Source organism: Rhizobium sp. CB3090, assembly GCF_029714285.1.
Lineage (GTDB): Bacteria > Pseudomonadota > Alphaproteobacteria > Rhizobiales > Rhizobiaceae > Rhizobium.
Map to the genome: position 1 here is coordinate 874344 of NZ_CP121663.1, position 19679 is coordinate 894022.

At 60.6% G+C, this 19679-nt stretch carries 16 protein-coding genes; 15 read left to right on the top strand and 1 reads right to left on the bottom strand.

The window, feature by feature from the left end:
• Positions 1-310: 310 nt before the first annotated feature.
• The 11 genes from QA646_RS22710 (at position 311) to QA646_RS22760 (ending at position 13451) form a co-directional block, all read left to right on the top strand.
• Positions 311-1417, top strand: a complete 1107-nt coding sequence (locus tag QA646_RS22710) for an efflux RND transporter periplasmic adaptor subunit (protein ID WP_283060494.1) — start codon at positions 311-313, stop codon at positions 1415-1417.
• Positions 1417-4572 (top strand): efflux RND transporter permease subunit, encoded by a 3156-nt coding sequence (locus QA646_RS22715; protein ID WP_283060495.1) that lies wholly within the window; start codon positions 1417-1419, stop codon positions 4570-4572. Before QA646_RS22710 ends, QA646_RS22715 begins: the two co-directional genes overlap by 1 nt.
• Before the next feature lie 397 nt (positions 4573-4969).
• Entirely contained in the window at positions 4970-5194 is a 225-nt protein-coding gene (locus QA646_RS22720; RefSeq protein WP_283060496.1) for a zinc-binding dehydrogenase, read from the top strand.
• A gap of 41 nt (positions 5195-5235) precedes the next feature.
• Complete coding sequence (locus QA646_RS22725) at positions 5236-5964, top strand: FadR/GntR family transcriptional regulator (RefSeq protein ID WP_283060497.1); 729 nt, start codon at positions 5236-5238, stop codon at positions 5962-5964.
• On the top strand, positions 5961-7127 hold the full coding sequence (locus tag QA646_RS22730) for a PLP-dependent transferase (RefSeq protein WP_283060498.1): 1167 nt from the start codon (positions 5961-5963) through the stop codon (positions 7125-7127). The genes QA646_RS22725 and QA646_RS22730 overlap by 4 nt, the downstream gene beginning before the upstream one ends.
• A gap of 42 nt (positions 7128-7169) precedes the next feature.
• A complete protein-coding gene (locus QA646_RS22735; protein ID WP_283060499.1) occupies positions 7170-8429 on the top strand; it encodes a sugar ABC transporter substrate-binding protein in 1260 nt (419 codons plus the stop codon).
• A gap of 90 nt (positions 8430-8519) precedes the next feature.
• Entirely contained in the window at positions 8520-9455 is a 936-nt protein-coding gene (locus tag QA646_RS22740; RefSeq protein WP_283060537.1) for a sugar ABC transporter permease, read from the top strand.
• 3 nt (positions 9456-9458) lie between these two features.
• Positions 9459-10289 (top strand): carbohydrate ABC transporter permease, encoded by an 831-nt coding sequence (locus QA646_RS22745; RefSeq protein WP_283060500.1) that lies wholly within the window; start codon positions 9459-9461, stop codon positions 10287-10289.
• Positions 10290-10293: 4 nt separating this feature from the next.
• Positions 10294-11352 (top strand): sn-glycerol-3-phosphate ABC transporter ATP-binding protein UgpC, encoded by a 1059-nt coding sequence (ugpC, locus tag QA646_RS22750; protein ID WP_283060501.1) that lies wholly within the window; start codon positions 10294-10296, stop codon positions 11350-11352.
• Positions 11353-11439: 87 nt separating this feature from the next.
• Positions 11440-11844, top strand: coding sequence for a hypothetical protein (locus QA646_RS22755; RefSeq protein WP_283060502.1), 405 nt, complete (start codon positions 11440-11442; stop codon positions 11842-11844).
• A 233-nt stretch (positions 11845-12077) separates the two neighbouring features.
• Positions 12078-13451: a PepSY domain-containing protein gene (locus QA646_RS22760; protein WP_283060503.1), complete on the top strand. Its 1374-nt coding sequence runs from the start codon at positions 12078-12080 to the stop codon at positions 13449-13451.
• A 174-nt stretch (positions 13452-13625) separates the two neighbouring features.
• Here the strand turns inward: QA646_RS22760 and QA646_RS22765 are convergent, their stop codons facing one another.
• Positions 13626-14294 carry an isoprenylcysteine carboxylmethyltransferase family protein gene (locus tag QA646_RS22765; RefSeq protein WP_283059012.1) on the bottom strand — a complete coding sequence of 223 codons (669 nt, stop codon included), beginning with the start codon at positions 14292-14294 and terminating at the stop codon, positions 13626-13628.
• Positions 14295-14561: 267 nt separating this feature from the next.
• Between QA646_RS22765 and QA646_RS22770 the strand changes: the two genes are divergently transcribed.
• The 4 genes from QA646_RS22770 (at position 14562) to QA646_RS22785 (ending at position 19661) form a co-directional block, all read left to right on the top strand.
• Positions 14562-15056, top strand: a complete 495-nt coding sequence (locus QA646_RS22770; RefSeq protein WP_283059013.1) for an Lrp/AsnC family transcriptional regulator — start codon at positions 14562-14564, stop codon at positions 15054-15056.
• 120 nt (positions 15057-15176) lie between these two features.
• The gene (locus QA646_RS22775) at positions 15177-16673 is read left to right on the top strand and encodes an NAD-dependent succinate-semialdehyde dehydrogenase (protein WP_283059014.1); all 1497 of its coding nucleotides are present in this window, start codon (positions 15177-15179) and stop codon (positions 16671-16673) included.
• 32 nt (positions 16674-16705) lie between these two features.
• Positions 16706-18085, top strand: coding sequence for an aspartate aminotransferase family protein (locus tag QA646_RS22780; RefSeq protein ID WP_283059015.1), 1380 nt, complete (start codon positions 16706-16708; stop codon positions 18083-18085).
• A 145-nt stretch (positions 18086-18230) separates the two neighbouring features.
• Positions 18231-19661, top strand: coding sequence for a PLP-dependent aminotransferase family protein (locus QA646_RS22785; RefSeq protein ID WP_283059016.1), 1431 nt, complete (start codon positions 18231-18233; stop codon positions 19659-19661).
• The last annotated feature ends 18 nt before the right edge of the window (positions 19662-19679 follow it).

Below are 19679 nucleotides of genomic sequence, written 5' to 3' on the forward strand. Positions count from 1 at the left end.
ACGCATACAGTTTTTCGTGTTGTCGGTTTCTTCCGTCCCGAATACGTCGTTGGTACACCCGAACGCTCCGGAGAAGCGTTGGCCGAAGTCGCTCTCGGGGAAGTCCCCCTACCGCGGGGCCGGATCCGAATTCCTGTGTGCGAGGGCGCTCTGAGTGATGTCGCCCACCGCCCCTATCCGTCGTGATGCAGCACAAATTCCCGGGGCTCCACGCAACTTTACCCAGCTTAACACTAACTTGACCGTACTTAACGTTCGGCGGGCTATGGATGAGCATGACCACGGTCGCGCGGCGGAAAAGCCTGCGCCCATGCCGGGACTCGTAAGGAATGCATCGTTGAAAAAGCCGTTCAGAACATTCACCGCCGCCCGCATCACCGTGGCCGTTCTACTTCACAGTTGCAATGCTGCAGCCCAGCAGGCCGCCGCGCCCGCACCTGCGCTCACCGTCTCTCTGACGGCGCCGGCCCAAAGGGACTGGCCGGAGACCGTTCCTGCGAGCGGCTGGCTGAAACCGTGGCAAGAGGCAATTGTCGCCTCCGAGACGAGCGGCTTGCGTATCACCGAAGTCCTGGTCGATGTCGGGTCCGTGGTCACCAAGGGGCAGACGCTGGCGCGGCTCTCGCAGGACAGCGTGCTCGCCGACATTCGCAAGCAGGAGGCGGCCGTCGTAACCGCCAAGGCAAACCTGACGAAGGCCACGACGAATGCGGATCGGGCGCGGCAGCTTCGGTCCTCCGGCGCTCTTTCCGACGAGAAGATTACCGAATATCTCGCCGACGAGCAGACGGCGACAGCAAGCCTGACATCCGAGGAAGCCGCGCTCGACAGCGAAAAGATCAAGCTCGATCAGACGACCATCAAGGCTGTCGACGATGGCCTGATAACCTCTCGTTCCGCCAACCTCGGCGCTGTCGTCTCCACCGGCACCGAACTGTTCCGCATGGTGCGCCAGCAGCGTGTCGAATGGCAGGCCGAAGTATCGGCGCGTTATCTACCGCGCATTTCGGAAGGCTTGGGCGTTGCGATCAACGGACCGGACGGCCACGCCATTGCCGGCAAAGTGCGGCTTGTCGGACCCTCTGTCAGCACCGACACCAGCCGGGCGATCGTCTATGTCGCACTGCCGGCCGACGTTCGTCCGCGGGTTGGCCTTTATGTCACCGGCAACATCGAGCTGCAGACCACACCGGCGCTCACCGTCCCCGAGACGGCGATCGTCTTCCGCGATGGCCTTAATTACGTCTTCACCGCTGGCGACGGCCAGCGGGTGCGGCGGGTCCGGGTGGAAACCGGCCGCCGCAACAACGGCGAGGTCGAGATCGTCTCCGGCATCGACCGGTCGGCGAAGGTCGTGACGTCGGGCGGTGCTTTTCTATCCGATAATGACCTGGTGAAGATTGCGGAGACGAACTGATGAACTTCTCCGCTTTCTCGATCCGTAACCCAGTTCCTGCGATCCTGCTGTTTGTCATGCTTGCTGTCGGCGGGTTGTTGGCCTTCAAGCATCTGTCGGTCCAGAATTTCCCCGATATGGACCTTCCGACCATCAGCGTCACCGCCACCCTCGACGGCGCCGCGCCGACACAGCTCGAGACCGAGGTAGCTCGCACCATCGAGGATAGTCTCGCGGCCCTCAGCTATCTCGATCATATCACCACCACGATCGCTGACGGTACCGTCTCGATCAAGGTTTCCTTCAAGCTGGAGAAAGACAGCGAAGTGGCCCTCAATGAGGTCCGTAATGCCGTCGACAGCGTCAAGGCCGATCTGCCCTCGCAGATGGAATCTCCGAGCGTCACCAAGGTCACGGTGCAAAGCTCGGCGCTTGTCACCTATGCTATTCGCTCGACCTCTCTTAACGAAACCGAGCTCTCCTGGTTTGTAGACAATGATCTGACCAAGGCGCTGCTGTCGGTGCAGGGCGTCGGGCAGGTCAACCGCATCGGCGGCGTCGACCGTGAAATTCATGTCGATCTCGACCCGAAGACCATGGCGTCGCTCGGCGTCACCGCCGCCACCGTATCGTCGCAGCTCAAGGCCGTGCAGGCCGATACGTCGGGCGGCCTTGGCGAAGTCGGCGGCACCCGCCAGACCTTGCGCACGCTGGGCGCTCTGCCATCGGTCGAAGCGCTGAAGGGGTTGCGGATCCCCCTGGCAAACGGCCAGCAGGCCCGCCTTGATGAGATCGCCTCGGTCCAGGACAGCTTCGCGGAGCGTTCCTCGATCGCCTATCTCGACGGCAAGCCGGTGATCGCGGTCGAGATCAAGCGTTCGAACGGCTTTTCGGACAGCGGTGTGGCATCCGACGTCGGAACGGCAATCAAACAATTCGCGGCCAAGCATCCCAATGTGCAGATCGATGAGGCCTACAGCACGATCGGGCCGATCATCGATAATTATGACGGCTCGATGCACATGCTCTACGAAGGGGCGGTCCTGGCGGTCGTGGTCGTCTGGCTCTTCCTGCGGGACTGGCGCGCGACGATCCTGTCGGCGGTGGCGCTGCCTCTGTCGGTCATACCCACCTTCCTCGTCGTGTATCTCGCCGGCTTCAGCCTGAACATCGTCACGCTACTTGCGCTGTCGCTGGTGGTCGGTATCCTCGTCGACGACGCCATCGTCGAGATCGAGAACATCGCCCGCCACCTGACGATGGGCAAGCGCCCGATGGATGCCGCGATGGAAGCGGCCAACGAGATCGGGCTTGCCGTTATCGCGACCACCTTCACGCTGGTCGCCGTCTTCCTGCCCACGGCCTTCATGAGCGGCATTCCAGGCCTCGTGTTTCGCCAGTTCGGCATAACCGCCTCTGTCGCGGTCCTTGCCTCGCTCGTGGTGGCGCGTCTGCTGACGCCCATGATGGCCGCCTATTTCATGAAGGCCCATCCGTCCAAGGATAAGGACGGCCGGATCATGCGTGCCTATATGGCGATCGCCAAGGCGGCGCTCAGCCACAGGAAGACTACGATTGCCGCAACAGCCGTCGTCGTGGCGCTTTCGCTCGCCACCATCCCCTTGCTGAAATCAGGCTTCCTGCCGGCTTCGGACGATGCGCGCACCCAGGTCACGCTCACCATGCAGCCCGGCGCCACTATCGAGCAGACGGACGCGAAGACCCGGAAGGCTGCGGATCTCATCGGCAAGCTGCGCGACGTGACGCATGTCTTCTCCTCGGTGGGTTCGACCTCCTCAGGGGGCGGGCCAGACAGCACCACCACGAGCAATGTCGGATCGGCTACGATCGTGGCTGTCCTGACCCCGATCGCCGATCGAGACCGTCAGCAGTCGGAAATCGAAAATGACATTCGGCAGGCGCTTTCCGTCCTTCCCGGTGTGCGCGTGGAGGTCGGTAGCGGCGGTAACGGCACCAAGCTCGAGATCACGCTTGCCAGTGACGACGCTGGTGCACTGGATAGTGCCAGCACGGCGCTGGAGGAGCAGCTTCGCACGCTGCAGGGCATCGGCGCGGTGACATCGACGGCGACGAGGCAGGCGCCGGAAATCCAGATCACGCCTGACTTTGCGCGCGCCGCAGCACTCGGGGTAACGTCGAATGCCATCGCCAGTGCCGTGCGCGTGGCGACGAATGGCGAATATTCTTCCGACCTGCCGAAGCTCAACCTGCCACAGCGCCAGGTCCCGATCGTCGTCCGCTTCTCGCCGGAGACCCGCACCAGCCTGGACGATATCAAGACCATGCGGGTGGCCGGTACCAATGGCAATGTCGATCTCGGATCGATCGCCGATATCCACATCGGCGGCAGCCCTTCGGAGATCGACCGCATCGACCGGATGCGCAATGTCACGGTCTCCGTCGAACTGAACGGCCGAATTCTGGGTGACGTCAACCGCGAGGCCCGCGCGCTGCCAGCGTTGCAGCATCTGCCGCCGGGCGTCACCCTTGTAGAACAGGGCGAATTGCAGCGCAGCTCCGAGCTTTTCCAGAGCTTCGCGCTTGCGATGGCGATCGGCGTCTTCTGCATCTATGCGGTGCTCGTCCTGCTCTTCCATGATTTCCTGCAGCCGCTCACCCTGCTGATGGCCCTGCCGCTTTCGCTTGGTGGCGCGCTGGTGCCGCTCGTCGTGACCGACACCAGCTTCTCCATGCCGGCGGTCATTGGGCTGCTCATGCTGATGGGCGTGGTGACGAAGAACTCAATCCTGCTGATCGAATATGCGATCATGTCGCGCCGGCAGGGCATGTCGCGGTTCGATGCCCTTGTCGATGCCTGTCACAAGCGGGCGCGGCCGATCGTCATGACCACCATAGCCATGGCCTCGGGCATGTTCCCGGCTGCGCTCAGCCTGATGGGTGGGGATTCAAGCTTCCGCCAGCCGATGGCCATCGTGGTGATCGGCGGCGTTATGATGTCGACTGTGCTCAGCCTCATCGTCATCCCGGTCATCTTCACCTTCGTCGACGATCTGGAACAGATGCTCAAGCGGCTCCTGCGTCAACTCGGGCTGAGCCACGACAGTGTCGACGACCAGACGCCGCATGCATCCAATGACCATGAAGCGGTCGCTTTCAAACCACTCCATTCGACAAAGGGGCAGGGTCATCGATGATCTTCTTTCGCCAAGTGATCGCCCGGATGCATCCCTGCCAAACAGACGCAATACTTCGCCGCTCACGGCGACTTCTTCGGTCGCGTTCTTCCGCCCCCATCCGGAACGAGACCGCGGGACGTATACCCCACGCAGGCGGCATGAAGCCGCCTGCGCGTCCTGCCAGACCCTGTAGGTGCCTCTCCTTCTGAAAAAGGAGGCACCGGCAGTTTGATGCTGTGAAAGGCATAGGCGGAGTTCGGATCGTCTCCCACTCATTCCCGGGCCGATCCGCGACACCGCCGTGCATCTCTATACGAGCCCAGTGACCTCTGAAGGAAGGTATCGTTTCCGGCATGCTCACATCAGATCCGCTCTCGTCGACATCAATCCAACCCCGCGCAGGATTATCCGGGGAATGCTTTCCAGACGCTACAAGCTTGCCTTCGCGACCATCGGAATCAAACACTTGTCGGCGATCGCAGACCTCGCGAGCGAAGGTGTGTTGCGACCAACCGTTGGCCTCGTGGTCCCCTTTGCCCAAGCCTTGTCCGCCATCACCGCGGCTGAAACTGGATTGCGAGTGCTAGGTAAAGTTGTTTTGCAAAGGGACATTGTGGAGGAACGGGGCCAACCGATGTGAAAAACAGGCCAACCTATAAAAATGGATTGACCTGATGGCAGATGTCAGACCAATTTAAGGTCATGACGAAGGCAATGCTCACCCCTCTCCCATCGATCGACCGGACGCAGCAAGTCATCGACGCGCTGTCCGACTTCATCGAGTCTTCGAAGCTCCAGGCAGGCGACCGGCTGCCGACCGAGCGCGAATTGATGGTGGCCCTCTCTGTTGGGCGCTCGACGATCCGGGAGGTCGTCACGCATTTTCAAGCTCTGGGTGTCGTGGAAACCCGCAAGGGCAGCGGCACCTATCTGCTGAAGCCCATTTCCAAAGCGACCATTCATATGCCCTTGTCGCTCGATACGGCGCATCTGCGCGATGCGCTGCTGCAGACCCTGGAGGTGCGCCGTGGCATCGAATGCGAGGCCGGAATGGTTGCCGCCAAGAGGCGCACGAGCAAAGATATCGCGATCATCGAGGAGAAGCTCGACGAGATGGAGCGCGTCCATATCGCAAAGGGCACCTCCGGCCCGGAAGATCTGGCGTTTCACCTCGCCGTCTATGACGCCACCCACAATCCGCTGTTCAGGCAGCTCCTCGAACAGATGCGCGAAACCTTTGAACGGTTCTGGAGCCACCCCTTCGACCGGCAGGATTTTGCCCGCCGGTCCTTCCCATTTCACCGCACGCTGTTCAACGCGATCGTCGCCCGGGATCCTGAGGCGGCGCGCGCCGAAACATTGAAAATTCTCGACGTCGTCGAGGAAGACATCAAGGAAATGTCCAAATGACTGACGGGCTAGAGCCGTTCGATCTCGCTTCTCTCATCACTGCCCATGATGACGGCAATTACGCAGATGCCGTGGTGCCGCCGATTTTTCAGACATCGCTTTTCACCTTTGCCAATTACGACGAGATGATCGCCTCCTATCGTGGCGAGAAGGTGCGGCCGATCTATACACGCGGCCTCAATCCGACCGTGCGTATGTTCGAGGAGATGCTGGCGAAGCTCGAAGGCGGCGAGGATGCGCTCGGCTTTGCCAGCGGCATGGCAGCAATCTCTTCGGCCATATTGAGCTTCGTCGAGCCCGGCGATCGGATCGTTGCGGTCAAGCATGTCTATCCGGATGCCTTCCGCCTCTTCGGCACGGTGCTGAAACGCATGAAGGTCGAGGTGACCTATGTGGATGGCCGCGACGAGGAAGCCGTCGCCAAGGCGCTTCCCGGCGCAAAGGTCCTTTATCTGGAAAGCCCGACGAGCTGGGTAATGGAAGCCCATGACGTCGGGGCGCTCGCCGCCCTCGCCAAGCAGCATGGAGCCGTTTCCATGATCGACAACAGTTGGGCCAGTCCCTATTTCCAGCGGCCGCTGACGCTCGGCGTCGATCTCGTCATCCATTCCGCCTCCAAATATCTGGGCGGTCACAGCGATGTCGTCGCCGGCGTGGTTGCCGGCTCGAAAGCGATGATTGCGCGGCTGAAAGCCGAGGCATATCCTTATCTCGGCGGCAAGCTTTCGCCTTTCGACGCCTGGCTTTTGATCCGCGGCCTGCGCACTCTGCCGATCCGCATGAGGGCGCATCAGGCAGCCGCGATGACGATCGCCAAGCGGCTGCAGGAGCTCGATGTCGTCGAGCAGGTCTGCCATCCGGGCCTTGCCAACCGTTTGCCCGCCGGGCTCAACGGCACCTCGGGCCTGTTTTCATTCATTTTCCGCGAGGGCGTCGACATCCGCGCCTTCGCCGATCACCTCAAGCTCTTCAAACTGGGTGTGAGCTGGGGTGGGCACGAAAGCCTGATCGTACCGGGCGAGGTCGTGCTGCAGCAGAAGGCACAGCCGAATTCCGCGCATACCTTTGGTATCAACCCGCGGTCCGTACGTCTCCATGTCGGTCTCGAAGGAACCGAGGCGCTGTGGAGAGATATCGAGGAGGCGATCGCCGCCGCCTCATAAGATCGTCAACCTGAAAGAAACACCGAAAAGGGGGAACTGAGCATGAAAACACTGATCACGGCAGCACTTTTCGCCACGATGATGGCGGGCACGGCCTTTGCCGATACCACGCTGAAACTCGTCGAAGTTATTACCAGCCCGGAGCGCACCGAGACGCTGAAGTCGATCGTCGCCAAGTTCGAAGCGGCCAATCCGGGCACGAAGGTCGATATCATTTCCCTGCCCTGGAACGAGGCCTTCCAGAAGTTCGCGACCATGGTTTCGGCGGGCGATACGCCTGACGTAATGGAAATGCCCGACACCTGGCTGTCGCTCTACGGCAATAACGGCATGCTCGAAAGCCTCGAGCCCTATCTCGCGAAATGGGATCAGACGAAAGAACTGACGCCGCGGGCCCTCGAACTCGGCCGCGACGTGAAGAACACGGCCTATATGCTGCCTTACGGCTTCTATCTGCGCGCCATGTTCTACAACAAGAAAATCCTGAAGGATGCCGGCATCGCCGAGCCGCCGAAGACGATGGACGATTTCGTCAAGGCATCGGAAGCGATCTCCAAGCTGCCGGGCAAATACGGCTACTGCATGCGCGGCGGCCCCGGCGGCCTGAACGGCTGGATGATCTTTGCGGCCTCCATGGCCGGCGACAACAAGTACTTCAAGGACGACGGCACTTCGACGATGAACAGCCCCGGCTGGGAGAAGGGCATCGAATGGATGGTCGATCTCTACAAGAAGGGCTATGCGCCGAAGGATAGCGTCAACTGGGGCTTCAACGAGGTCGTCGCCGGCTTCTATTCCGGCACTTGCGCGTTCCTCGATCAGGATCCGGATGCCTTGATCGCGATCGCCGAACGCATGAACAAGGATGACTTCGGCGTCACGCCATTGCCGAAGGGGCCGGCCGGCAAGTCTTTCCCGACGATCGGTTATGCCGGCTGGTCGATGTTCTCGACGAGCCAGAACAAGGATCTCTCCTGGAAGCTGATCGCAACCCTTGAAGGCAAGGAAGGCAATCTCGAATGGAACAAGAAGATCGGCGCCCTGCCGGCCTATACCTCGGCTGAGAAGGACCCCTTCTATGCCGGCGATCAGTTCAAGGGCTGGTTCGAGGAACTGGCCGACAAGAACACGGTTCCGACCGTCATGCCGACCTATCTCGAGGAATTTGCCTTCTTCAAGGACTCGCTCGCCATCAAGACGTCGCAACAGGCGCTGCTCGGCGACATCTCAGCCAAGGATCTGGCTGATCAATGGGCCGATTATCTAACCAAGGCGCAGAAGAAATTCCTTGCCAAGAAATAAGTCCATCTCTCGGCGGCGGAGCAATCCGCCGCCGCATTTCTGCACATGAAACAGACGGCGTCCGAACGCCGCGAACGGGAACATTGGCCGATGACCATGACCGCCGACACGCTCGACAGGCGTCACGACCGCAGGCCGTGGCCAAAGCGCCTTGCCGATGCCTCGGAGCCCTATCTCTACAGCGCCCCCGCGCTCATCCTCATTGTCGCCGTCATGCTGGTGCCGCTGGTGATCGGCATTTCCTACGCGTTTCGCGATATTCAACTGCTCAATCCGTTTTCCGGCGGCTTCATCGGCCTGGAGCATTTTCGCGATCTCTCCAAGGACACGGCTTTCTACTGGGCACTGAAGAATACGCTTTGGTGGACCGGTGCTTCCGTGGCGCTGCAATTCGTCTTCGGGCTGATCCTTGCCCTGTTGCTGGACAAACCGTTTTTCGGCAGGGCGATCGTGCAGGCACTGGTGTTTCTGCCATGGGCGGTCCCCTCCTTCCTTGCCGGCCTCAACTGGGCCTGGCTCTTCAATCCCGTGATCGGGCCTATCCCGCACTGGCTCTTCGCTCTCGGCCTGATGAAGGAGCCCGGCAACATCCTCTCCGACCCGCAATATGCGATGTGGGGACCGATCGTTGCCAATGTCTGGTGGGGCATCCCCTTCTTTGCCATCACGCTGCTGGCTGCCCTCCAGGCGATCCCGCGCGATCTCTATGAAGCCGCTTCGATCGACGGTGCCGGCTGGTTCCAGCGCTTCCGCTCGATCACGCTCCCATTCCTGGCTCCGACGATTGCCATCACCGTCTTGCTACGCACAGTCTGGATCTCGAACTTCGCCGATTTGATCGTCGTGATGACCGGGGGCGGGCCTGCCGATCGTACCCAGATCGTTGCAAGCTACATCTTTACCCAGGCTTTCAGGCGGCTGGATTTCGGTTATGCGTCCGCCATAGCCCTCGTCCTGCTCCTGCTGCTGCTTGCCTATTCCATGCTGATCATCCTGCTGCGGCAGACCCTGCTGAACAAGGATTGAGCCATGAGACGATCCGTCATCCCCACCATCGCGCATCGCCTGGCAATCCTTTGCTATGTGGTTTTTGCGCTCTTCCCGCTCTTCTGGCTGCTCAAGGTCTCGGTCACGCCCAATGACCTGCTCTATACGGAAGGCGTACGCATGTGGCCGTCGCGCACGACATGGGAGCACTATGCTTTCGTGCTGCAACACAGTGATTTTCCGACATTTTTTGAAAACAGTCTGATCGTTTCCGCATCGACGGCGATCGCAGTGACTATCTGCGCATCGCTTTCCGGCTACGCTCTCTCACGCTTCACCTTCCGCGCCAAATACTGGATCGTGGCCTTGATGCTGCTGACGCAAATGTTCCCGCTGGTCATGCTGGTCGCGCCGATCTTCAAGATTTTGACGCCGCTGCATCTGACGAATAGCCTGACCGGCCTCGTCATCGTCTACACGGCGTTCAACGTGCCTTTCGCCACCTTCCTGATGCAGTCCTTCTTCGACGGCATCCCGAAGGACCTGGAAGAGGCGGCGATGATCGACGGCGCGACGCAGTTCACCGCATTCCGGCAGATCATTCTGCCACTGACGCTGCCCGGCATCGCCGCGACGCTCGGCTTCGTCTTTACCGCCGCCTGGAGCGAGCTGCTGTTCGCCCTGATGCTCATCAACGGCAATCAGGCAGCGACCTTCCCCGTCGGGCTCCTCACCTTCGTTTCGAAGTTCTCCGTGGATTTCGGGCAGATGATGGCAGCGGGCGTCATGGCGCTCATTCCGGCCGGCCTCTTCTTCCTGCTCATCCAGCGTTATCTCGTGCAGGGTCTGACGGCCGGCGCGGTCAAGGGTTAGTCACATGGCATCGATCGATATCCAGAACGTTAAAAAAGCCTATGGCCACGTGCAGGTGCTGCACGATATCGACCTCAGGATCAAGGATGGCGAGTTCGTCGTTCTCGTCGGCCCTTCCGGCTGCGGCAAGTCCACGCTGCTGAGGATGATCGCCGGGCTTGAAGACATTAGCGGCGGCGAGATCCGCATTGCGAACAACCGCGTCAACGAGCTGCATCCGAAGGATCGCGACATTGCCATGGTGTTCCAATCCTATGCCCTCTATCCGCATATGAACGTCGCCGGCAATATGAGCTACAGCCTCAAGCTTCGTAAGATGGCAAAGGATAAGATCGGAAAGGCCGTCGCCGCAGCAGCATCGAAGCTCGGTCTCGATCCCCTGCTCGAACGCCGTCCGAAGGCGCTTTCCGGTGGCCAGCGCCAGCGCGTCGCCATGGGCCGCGCCATCGTACGCCAACCGAAGGCCTTCCTCTTCGACGAGCCGCTGTCGAACCTCGACGCGCGCCTGCGCGAACAGATGCGGGCCGAAATCAAGAAACTGCATGGCGATCTGAAGGCGACCTCGATCTATGTGACGCATGATCAGATCGAGGCGATGACGCTGGCGGACCGGATTGTCGCCATGCATGGCGGGGTGGTCCAGCAGGTCGGCAGTCCGCTCGAGCTTTACGATCGCCCCGCCAATCTCTTCGTTGCCGGCTTTATCGGCTCTCCGGGGATGAACTTCCTCGACGCGACCTATGAAACAGGCGGTCTGAAGCTGAAGGACGGAACCATCGTCCCGCTTTCGGCAGTACCGAACCTGCCGGCCGGCGCCAAGGTGACACTCGGCGTCCGACCGGAACACGTGGTTTTGTCCACGGACGGCTCCGGCATCAGCGCCGACGCGGAGCTTATCGAGCCGACCGGCTTCGGCATCATTCTCCACCTTTCGCTGCACGGCCTGCCCTTCAAGGTCTTCACGCTCAATCGCGAGGTATTGAAAGCGGGGCCGAAAGTGAATGTGATATTCCCGTCGCAGCATCTGCACGTCTTCGACAGCGACGGACGGCGGGCGGGATAGCAACATCTCAAATGGCTGCAAATTGCCGCATCGAGCTTGCCCGCCGAACATCGTAGGGATCTGTCTGCAAGAGGGGACGAGACGACGGTGGAGAAGAAGCGCTTCGGCACGACGCAGTGGATGGTGCGCATCATGTGCGCCCTCGCGCTGGCGTTTGTCGGCTTCGCCCATCAGATGCCGATTTCCAATGCCGATGAACTCGCCCCCGCGGCGCTGGCGCAATACCAGTTGCCAGATGGCACATTACCGGTCTTGTGCATCACCTATAGAGGCTCCGACGGCAAGGAACATAGCAAGACGCAAGCGCCGGGTTGCGAAGCATGCCGGAGCGCTGCAGCAGCCCTGCTTCCCACGCCGCCGACGGACGTCTGCGAGCATCTTGCTGCTGCAGATCAGGATGAGTTAGCGCCCAGAACAGAAGCTTTCCATCGCCAGCTCTATCCGCCGAACACCGGCCCCCGAGCACCGCCCGTCCTCCAAATCCTTGTCTGAGCCTGCCTCGCGGCGCGAGCCGTGACGCTTGTCATCAATGGCTGCCGGAAATGCACGACACCTGATCGTGCCGGCTGCGGGGGGATTGTCTCCATGCTGATCGCTGCGACGTGAACGGGCCGCCTCGGCGTCCCCTGCGCGTGGCACATCCGCATCAGGCTGCGACCAGAATGGCCGCTCCTTCCCGCAGACATGACTTCCCGGGCCGCCAGCCGATTTCCAGAGGATTTCCCATGTCTGCTTTCACCGCCGCAGAACCCGCGGCAACAACCTCCCACAATATATCGCTCTACCGCGCGATCTGGCGCTGGCACTTCTTCGCCGGCCTGCTGGTCATCCCCTTCATGCTCAATCTGGCGATCACCGGATCGCTCTATCTATTCAAAGATCAGATCGCCGATACCTTCTACGCCCACCGCAATATCGTCGCGGACGCGGGGGCGATGCTGATGCCGCAGCAGATCGTCGATGCGGCAGTTGCCGCGATCCCAGGCTCCAAGCCAGCTTCCTATCGCGAAGCGCCATCAGGCAATCGCTCCGCAGTGGTCACGGTATCGAAAGACGGACAGTCGAGCATCGTCTACGTCAATCCGCATAGCGGCGAGGTGCTCGGTTCGGTCGGCTCGAAGCAGGAATTCAGTTGGGTCGTCAAACGCATCCACAGCCTGCAGTATTTTGGAGAATGGACCAACCGCATCGTTGAGATCGTCGGCGGCTTCGCGCTTATGCTCGTCGTCACCGGTATTTACCTCTGGTGGCCGCGCCAGCAGACCGGCGGCGTCCTCAGCGTCCGCGGCACACCTTCGCGTCGTGTCTTCTGGCGGGATCTGCACGCCGTCACGGGCGCCATCGCCGGGATCGTCATCTTCTTCCTCGCCTTCAGCGGCATGCCCTGGTCTGGCTATTGGGGCGCCAATGTCAATGCCTGGCTGACGGCCCATGATCTCGGCACGCCGGCCGCGCTTTGGGACAATGTGCCGAAGTCAACGAAGGTGACGCAGGATATCGTCAACCCGGCCGGCTGGATTGTCGAGAACGCGCCCGTTCCCCTGTCCGACATCGCCGCCTCGCGAGCCGCAAAGCCTATCGATCTGAACAAGGCTGCCGAGATCATGCATGGGCTGGGCATGGCACCGGGATCCGATCTCGCGATCCCTGCCAATGAGACAGGCGTCTATACTGCCAGCCACTACGGAGGCGATCTCGGCGAGGAGCGCACCGTCCACATAGACCAATATTCCGGCAAGCCGCTTGTCGATCTTTCCTTCGACCAATACCCGGCGCTCGGTCAGGCAATCGAATGGGGCATCAACGTCCATCAGGGCCAGGAATGGGGCTTGCTCAACCAGCTCCTGATGCTCATCACCTGCCTGGCGATCGTCCTTTCCTGCGTGACGGCCATCGTCATGTGGTGGAAGCGCCGGCCGACGGGACGTCTCGGCGTGCCGCCAATGCCGCCGCAGAAATCCGTCTATATCGGCCTATGGCTGATCGTGATCATCTTCGGCGCGGCCTTCCCGCTGACCGGCCTAGCCGTCCTTGTCATGCTGTTCTTTGATCAGATTGTCGTGCGCTTCGTGCCGCCACTCCGGCGCTTCTTCTCCTGAGCTTTCGACCGACCTCAAGGCAGGGGGTATCGACAGGAACGCGGGATCAGCGCCAGTGCGGACGCTGATCTCGCGTTTTCAGAAACGAATGGCTTCTGGATTGTTCATTGAACGTGGGAACTCTGACGCGATTGCCTTATGGAACTTGAAATCGCAGTGGCCATGCGAGCGATTCTACCAGACATATGGGATGAGCCGATATCGCACGCGCGCCGCATAGGCTTGATAGCCGCTCAGCTCCGCGCTTAAAGCGCGCTCCTCATGCACCGCACGCCAGGCGACACCCAGGATGAACACCACGGAGAATGCGATGCCGAACCAGGAACCGAGCAATAGCGGCATGCCAATGAGGAAAAACAACGCGCTCGCATACATCGGATGGCGAACAACAGCATAGGGACCGGTGTCGATCACCTTCTGATCTTTTTGGATCTTTACCACCGGCGCAGCGAAGGCGTTTTCGCGAAACGTCCACCAGGTACCGAGCATGTTGACCGCCATACCAAGGCCGCCGAGTACCTGAAGCCATGGCGGCACCGCCCGAAAACCCATCCGGGCCGCGTCCCAACCCATGAAGTACAGCCAGCCCAAGAAGGCCAAAACGAAAAACGTCAACCAGACGCGATCCCATGGCTTCTGATCACGCTGCAGCGGAGATGCCATACGTTCACGCAACAGGCGCGGGCTACGCTTCGACAACCAAAGGATCATCGCCAAGCCGCCGAACACGAAGAAGGCTATTACAACCCAGGCGCCCGGAAAAGCCAGCGTACCCGCCGGCCACAGCAGCAGGGCTGCAATAAAGACCGACCATGCCAGGAGTTGGAGCAAGTAGATCGCCATGGCACACTCCAAAAACCGTCAACGGGAAAAGCCGGAGGCACGCCTGAAGCAAATACGCTTCTCGCGACGGTGCTCTTTTGATCAATCAATAAAATCCATTCCACGTTGATATTGTTCCTCGTGGGATGCGCCCAGACCCTTCTTGCTGCAACATGCGATCCCCGACGCGGCCGCGAGAAACCAATTCCCGGATATGCGCTTGTCAGTCCCGGTCTCGAATGTCATTGGTCGATTAAATAGTCAGCTCATTCACACGCAGTTCTGCAAATGAAACTCGATGCAATCGATTTGCGCATACTGGATGCCATTCAACGCGATGGCCGCATCACCAAACTCGCGCTCGCCGAAAAGGTAGGACTTTCGCCGACTCCATGCTGGCTTCGGCTGCGGAAGCTGGAGAAGGCCGGGATCATTACCGGCTATCATGCCCATCTGTCGCCGCGCCGGCTTGCAGCAGTTGCAAGCGTGATGGTCGAACTCACACTCGCCAACCATCGTCAGAGCGACTTCGAGCGCTTCGAGCGGGCAATCTCCTCCGTTCCCGAAATCGTCGCCTGCTGGTCGGTCGGCGGCGGCGTCGACTACATTCTGAAGATCATGACGCCCAATATCGATGCCTATCAGCGGCTGATCGATGGCCTTCTGGATCGCGACCTCGGCATCGAACGTTATTTTACCTATATCGTGACGAAGACCGTGAAGGAGGAGACCGTGCTTCCGATCGCCAATCTTCTTTCCGCAGAGTCTCCGGGCGATGAATAGAGACTCTCTCTACGGCTGCCTTTCTCTTTAGGCCCTCTCTCTCTTTCAGCGGCGAGCAATGGACAATGTCTCGCGGCGTTCCGTGAGAGCATTGCGGCACCCGGAAAGAGAGGTCTGCCGATGCCTGCAGTATGCGCCCGCCCCGACTATCATGAAGCCCTGTCACGACTGAACGACCGGCATCTCCTTAGGGATCTATCCTACGTCGGCGGTCGCTGGGTCGCCGCCAAGACCGGCGCGAGCTTCGAGGTGAGCGATCCCGCCTCGGCCACAACGCTGGCCTGGGTTTCGAGCCTCGGCAGGGATGAGACGTTGGAGGCGATCGACGCGGCGGCGCATGCCTTTTCAGCCTGGCGTTCGCTTCTGCCGCAGCAGCGCGCATCGATCCTGCGCAGGTGGTATGAGCTGATGCTCGCTGCGAAAGAGGATCTGGCGCTGATCATGACGCTGGAACAGGGCAAGCCGCTCACCGAATCCCGCGGCGAGATCGACTACGCCGCAGGCTTCATCGAATGGTATGCGGAAGAAGCCAAGCGGATCAATGCCGAGAGTGTCACCAGCCATCTGCCGGACACCGAAATGATCGTGCGCCGAGAGGCATTGGGTGTCGTGGGGATCGTCACGCCCTGGAACTTTCCTTCCGCCATGCTCACGCGCAAGGCGGTCGCGGCTCTTGCCGCCGGATGCACCGTCGTCGCCCATCCATCGTCGGAAACGCCGCTGTCCGCGCTTGCCCTCGCCGAGCTCGGGGAACGTGCCGGCCTTCCCGCCGGTGTCTTCAACATTGTCACCGGCGATGCTGCGACGATCGTCGGCGCTCTCTGCGAGGATGCCCGGGTGCGGGCATTGAGCTTCACCGGCTCGACGGAAATCGGCAAACTGATTGCCGGCCAATGCGCTCCGACCATGAAGCGGCTGGTGATGGAACTCGGCGGGCACGCGCCCCTGATCATCTTTGACGACGCCGATCTCGATCGTGCCGTGGATATCGCGATCAATGCCAAATTTGCGACCTCCGGCCAGGATTGCCTAGCTGCCAATCGCATGTTCGTACAGCGCTCGATCTTGGAGCCCTTCGTCGCTGCCTTTGCGAAACGGATCGCAGCCCTCAAGGTCGGTGACGGACTGATGGACGCCGTCGACATTGGTCCGCTGATGCACGAGCGGGCTCTGGCGAAGGTCGAGGAACATGTGGCCGATGCGCTGAAACGCGGCGCAAAACTAGCCGTCGGCGGCAAACGCCATGCGGCAGGGCCGCTCTTCTTCGAACCGACACTGCTCGTAAATCCGCCGCCGGATGCGTTGATCATGCGTGAGGAGACCTTCGGGCCGGTCGCCGCGGTAACATCATTCGATACCGAAGCCGAAGTCATCGCTCGCGCCAACGATACCGAATATGGCCTCGTCGCCTATGTCGTGACGCAAAACGGCGCACGTCAGATGCGCCTCGGCCGGGCGCTGGATTACGGGATGGTGGCGATCAACCGTGTGAAGATCACCGGTGGGCCGGTTCCCTTCGGGGGATGGAAGCAATCCGGCCTTGGCCGGGAAGGTTCGCGCCACGGCATCGAGGCCTTCACCGAGCTCAAATATCTCTGCATCGACACGGCTGCCTGACGGGCCACAAACTTTCAGCAAAGGAAAATATCATGTTGGACAAGCGCAACGAACTGAACGCGTGGGACAGGGATCACTTCTTTCATCCCTCGACCCATATGGGAATGCACGCACGCGGCGAAACGCCGACCCGAGTCATCGGCGGCGGCGAAGGCGTCTACATCACCGATACCAACGGCAAGAAGAGCCTCGATGCATTTGCCGGCCTCTACTGCGTCAATGTCGGCTACGGCCGGCAGAAAATCGCCGACGCCATCGCCGAGCAGGCAAAGAACCTCGCCTATTATCACGCCTATGTAGGACACGGCACGGAAGCGTCGATCACGCTTGCCAAGATGATCATCGACCGGGCGCCCAAGGGCATGAGCCGTGTCTATTTCGGCCTCTCCGGCTCGGACGCGAACGAGACAAACATCAAGCTCGTCTGGTACTACAACAATATTCTCGGCAGGCCGGAAAAGAAGAAGATCATTTCGCGCTGGCGCGGCTATCATGGATCAGGGGTCATGACCGGCAGCCTTACCGGCCTCGAACTCTTCCATAAGGCTTTCGACTTGCCGCGGGAACCCATTCGCCATACGGAAGCACCCTATTTCTTCCGGCGCCCCGATCGGTCGATGAATGAAGAACAATTCGCCCAATATTGTGCCGACAAGCTGGAAGAGATGATCCTGGCCGAAGGTCCGGAAACGGTGGCCGCCTTCATCGGCGAACCGATCCTCGGCACCGGCGGCATCGTTCCGCCGCCGAAGACCTATTGGCAGAAGATCCAGGCCGTACTCGACAAATACGACGTCCTTCTCGTCGCCGACGAGGTCGTCACCGGTTTCGGCCGGCTCGGAACCATGTTCGGCTCGGACCATTACGGCATGAAGCCGGATCTGATCACTATCGCCAAGGGCTTGACCTCGGCCTATGCGCCTCTGTCGGGCAGTATCGTCTCCGATAAGATGTGGCGGGTGCTCGTACAGGGTTCCGATCAACTCGGCGCCATCGGCCATGGCTGGACCTATTCCGCCCACCCGATCTGTGCGGCCGCCGGTATTGCCAATCTTGAACTGATCGATGAACTCGGCATCGTGGAAAACGCCGCTTCGACCGGTGCCTATTTCCGCTCCGAGCTCGCCAAGGCTGTCGGCGATCACAAGCATGTCGGCGAGGTCCGTGGCGATGGGCTGATGGCGGCGGTCGAATTCGTCGAAGACAAAGATGACCGCAAGTTCTTCGATCCTGCGAAGAAGATCGGCCCGCAGGTGGCGTCGGCTCTGCTTGAGCGTGGCGTGATCGGACGCGCCATGCCGCAGGGAGACATTCTCGGCTTCGCGCCGCCTCTATGCCTGACGCGCGACGAAGCCAATATCGTCGTCAAGGCTGCGGCGGATGCGATAAAAAGCGTATTCTCAAATCTTTGACGTAGCGGCCGCCAATAGCCGGTGCAGGCTCGTACGAGGATTGCTCAGTCCGTTGTTGACAACGGACTGAGCATATCGGCTTAGTCATCGCCATGCCGCATTGAATGGTGTACATGGATATCCTGCAATTGTACCGGATCAATCCATGCTTCGTCATGATTCAATAGGCCAGCACAACCATGTCTGGAAACCCGTCCTTCAGCATCGCAAGGGCGTGACCAAGCACAAGCTGCTTACCGACAAGATCATTTCCGATATCGATGATGGTATCCTTCCGGTCCATACACGGATGCCGACCCATCGCGATCTCGCCCATGCGCTGGGGATTTCGGTGCAGACCGTGAGCATCAGCTACAAGGAAGCGGAACGGCGCGGCTATCTGCGCGGCGAAGTCGGTCGCGGCACCTTCGTGCGCAGCCGCGTTACCGAACGCGCCGACAGCTTCATGCTCGACCGCGATCCGAGCGGCAGCGCCGATCTTTCCATCATCCGGGCCGTCTACACCGAAGCGCACGAGCGATCGGCACGTGAGCTGATGCACGCTCTCGCCGAAAGCGACAACAGCAGTTTCATGCGGCCATGCCGTCCGATCGCAGGCCTCGACGCCCATCGCGCAGCGGCGCAATCTTGGCTGGCGCGCCTGTCCGTCGATGCCGATCCCGATCGCATCCTCATCACCAACGGCGCCGCTCACGGCCTTTTCCTGGCGGTGGCCTCAGTTGTCCGGCCCGGCGAGGTCGTTCTGACTGAAAACCTCACCGATCACGGCATTATCGGCCTTGCCAATGTGCTGGGTTTCACGCTTCGCGGTCTGCCGACCGATCGCGAAGGCATCTTGCCGGACGCCTTCGAGAATGCCTGCGCAGTCGGCGACGTGTCAGCGCTGGTCGTCATTCCGTCGCTCAGCAACCCGACGAGCCATGTCATGGGCGCGGAGCGTCGTCGTGCCATTGCCGATATTGCGCGCCGACATGGCATCTTCGTCATCGAAGACGAAGTCTATAAGCCGCTGTTGCGAGAGCCCCTTCCCTCCATGCCGGACCTGCTGCCCGAACTCGGCTTCTTCGTCACCAGCTTTACGAAATCAGTGATGACGGGCTTGCGCGCCGGCTATCTCGTCGTCCCGGCGAATTATTCCATCCGTGTTGCCTCGATCCTGCGCGTCACCGGATGGAGCGCCACCAATGTCGTGGCAGAAATGGCCTCGCGCTGGGTTCTGGATGGCACCGCCGATGCTTTGATTGCCGTTCAGAGAACGGAGGCCCAGGCCCGGCAGGCAATCGTATCGGAAGTGATGGGTCCCTTCGTCGCTGGCAGCCATCCTCTATCGCTGTGCGCGTGGCTCTCGGTGCCCGAGCGCTGGACGGAGGAGGGACTCGTTCGCGTTCTCGCCCGCAAGGGTGTCGCGGTCACACCATCAGATCCATTCGTCGCCGGCGGAGAACGGCCGGGCGGCGGAATTCGCATCTGCCTCGGCGGCCGTCTGTCGCATTCGGCGCTTCGCTCGGCGCTGGAAACGGTCCGCAGCGCCTTCGAACAATTGCCACCGATTTTCGATGTGGGATCGATCGCTTAAAGCAACCCTATGCCGGGA

Bases quoted from the DNA above. Each gene is read 5' to 3' on its own strand.
- QA646_RS22710 (WP_283060494.1), top strand. From the start codon at position 311: ATGCCGGGACTCGTAAGGAATGCATCGTTGAAAAAGCCGTTCAGAACA.
- QA646_RS22715 (WP_283060495.1), top strand. From the start codon at position 1,417: ATGAACTTCTCCGCTTTCTCGATCCGTAACCCAGTTCCTGCGATCCTG.
- QA646_RS22720 (WP_283060496.1), top strand. From the start codon at position 4,970: ATGCTTTCCAGACGCTACAAGCTTGCCTTCGCGACCATCGGAATCAAA.
- QA646_RS22725 (WP_283060497.1), top strand. From the start codon at position 5,236: ATGTCAGACCAATTTAAGGTCATGACGAAGGCAATGCTCACCCCTCTC.
- QA646_RS22730 (WP_283060498.1), top strand. From the start codon at position 5,961: ATGACTGACGGGCTAGAGCCGTTCGATCTCGCTTCTCTCATCACTGCC.
- QA646_RS22735 (WP_283060499.1), top strand. From the start codon at position 7,170: ATGAAAACACTGATCACGGCAGCACTTTTCGCCACGATGATGGCGGGC.
- QA646_RS22740 (WP_283060537.1), top strand. From the start codon at position 8,520: ATGACCATGACCGCCGACACGCTCGACAGGCGTCACGACCGCAGGCCG.
- QA646_RS22745 (WP_283060500.1), top strand. From the start codon at position 9,459: ATGAGACGATCCGTCATCCCCACCATCGCGCATCGCCTGGCAATCCTT.
- ugpC (WP_283060501.1), top strand. From the start codon at position 10,294: ATGGCATCGATCGATATCCAGAACGTTAAAAAAGCCTATGGCCACGTG.
- QA646_RS22760 (WP_283060503.1), top strand. From the start codon at position 12,078: ATGTCTGCTTTCACCGCCGCAGAACCCGCGGCAACAACCTCCCACAAT.
- QA646_RS22765 (WP_283059012.1), bottom strand. From the start codon at position 14,294: ATGGCGATCTACTTGCTCCAACTCCTGGCATGGTCGGTCTTTATTGCA.
- QA646_RS22770 (WP_283059013.1), top strand. From the start codon at position 14,562: ATGAAACTCGATGCAATCGATTTGCGCATACTGGATGCCATTCAACGC.
- QA646_RS22775 (WP_283059014.1), top strand. From the start codon at position 15,177: ATGCCTGCAGTATGCGCCCGCCCCGACTATCATGAAGCCCTGTCACGA.
- QA646_RS22780 (WP_283059015.1), top strand. From the start codon at position 16,706: ATGTTGGACAAGCGCAACGAACTGAACGCGTGGGACAGGGATCACTTC.
- QA646_RS22785 (WP_283059016.1), top strand. From the start codon at position 18,231: ATGCTTCGTCATGATTCAATAGGCCAGCACAACCATGTCTGGAAACCC.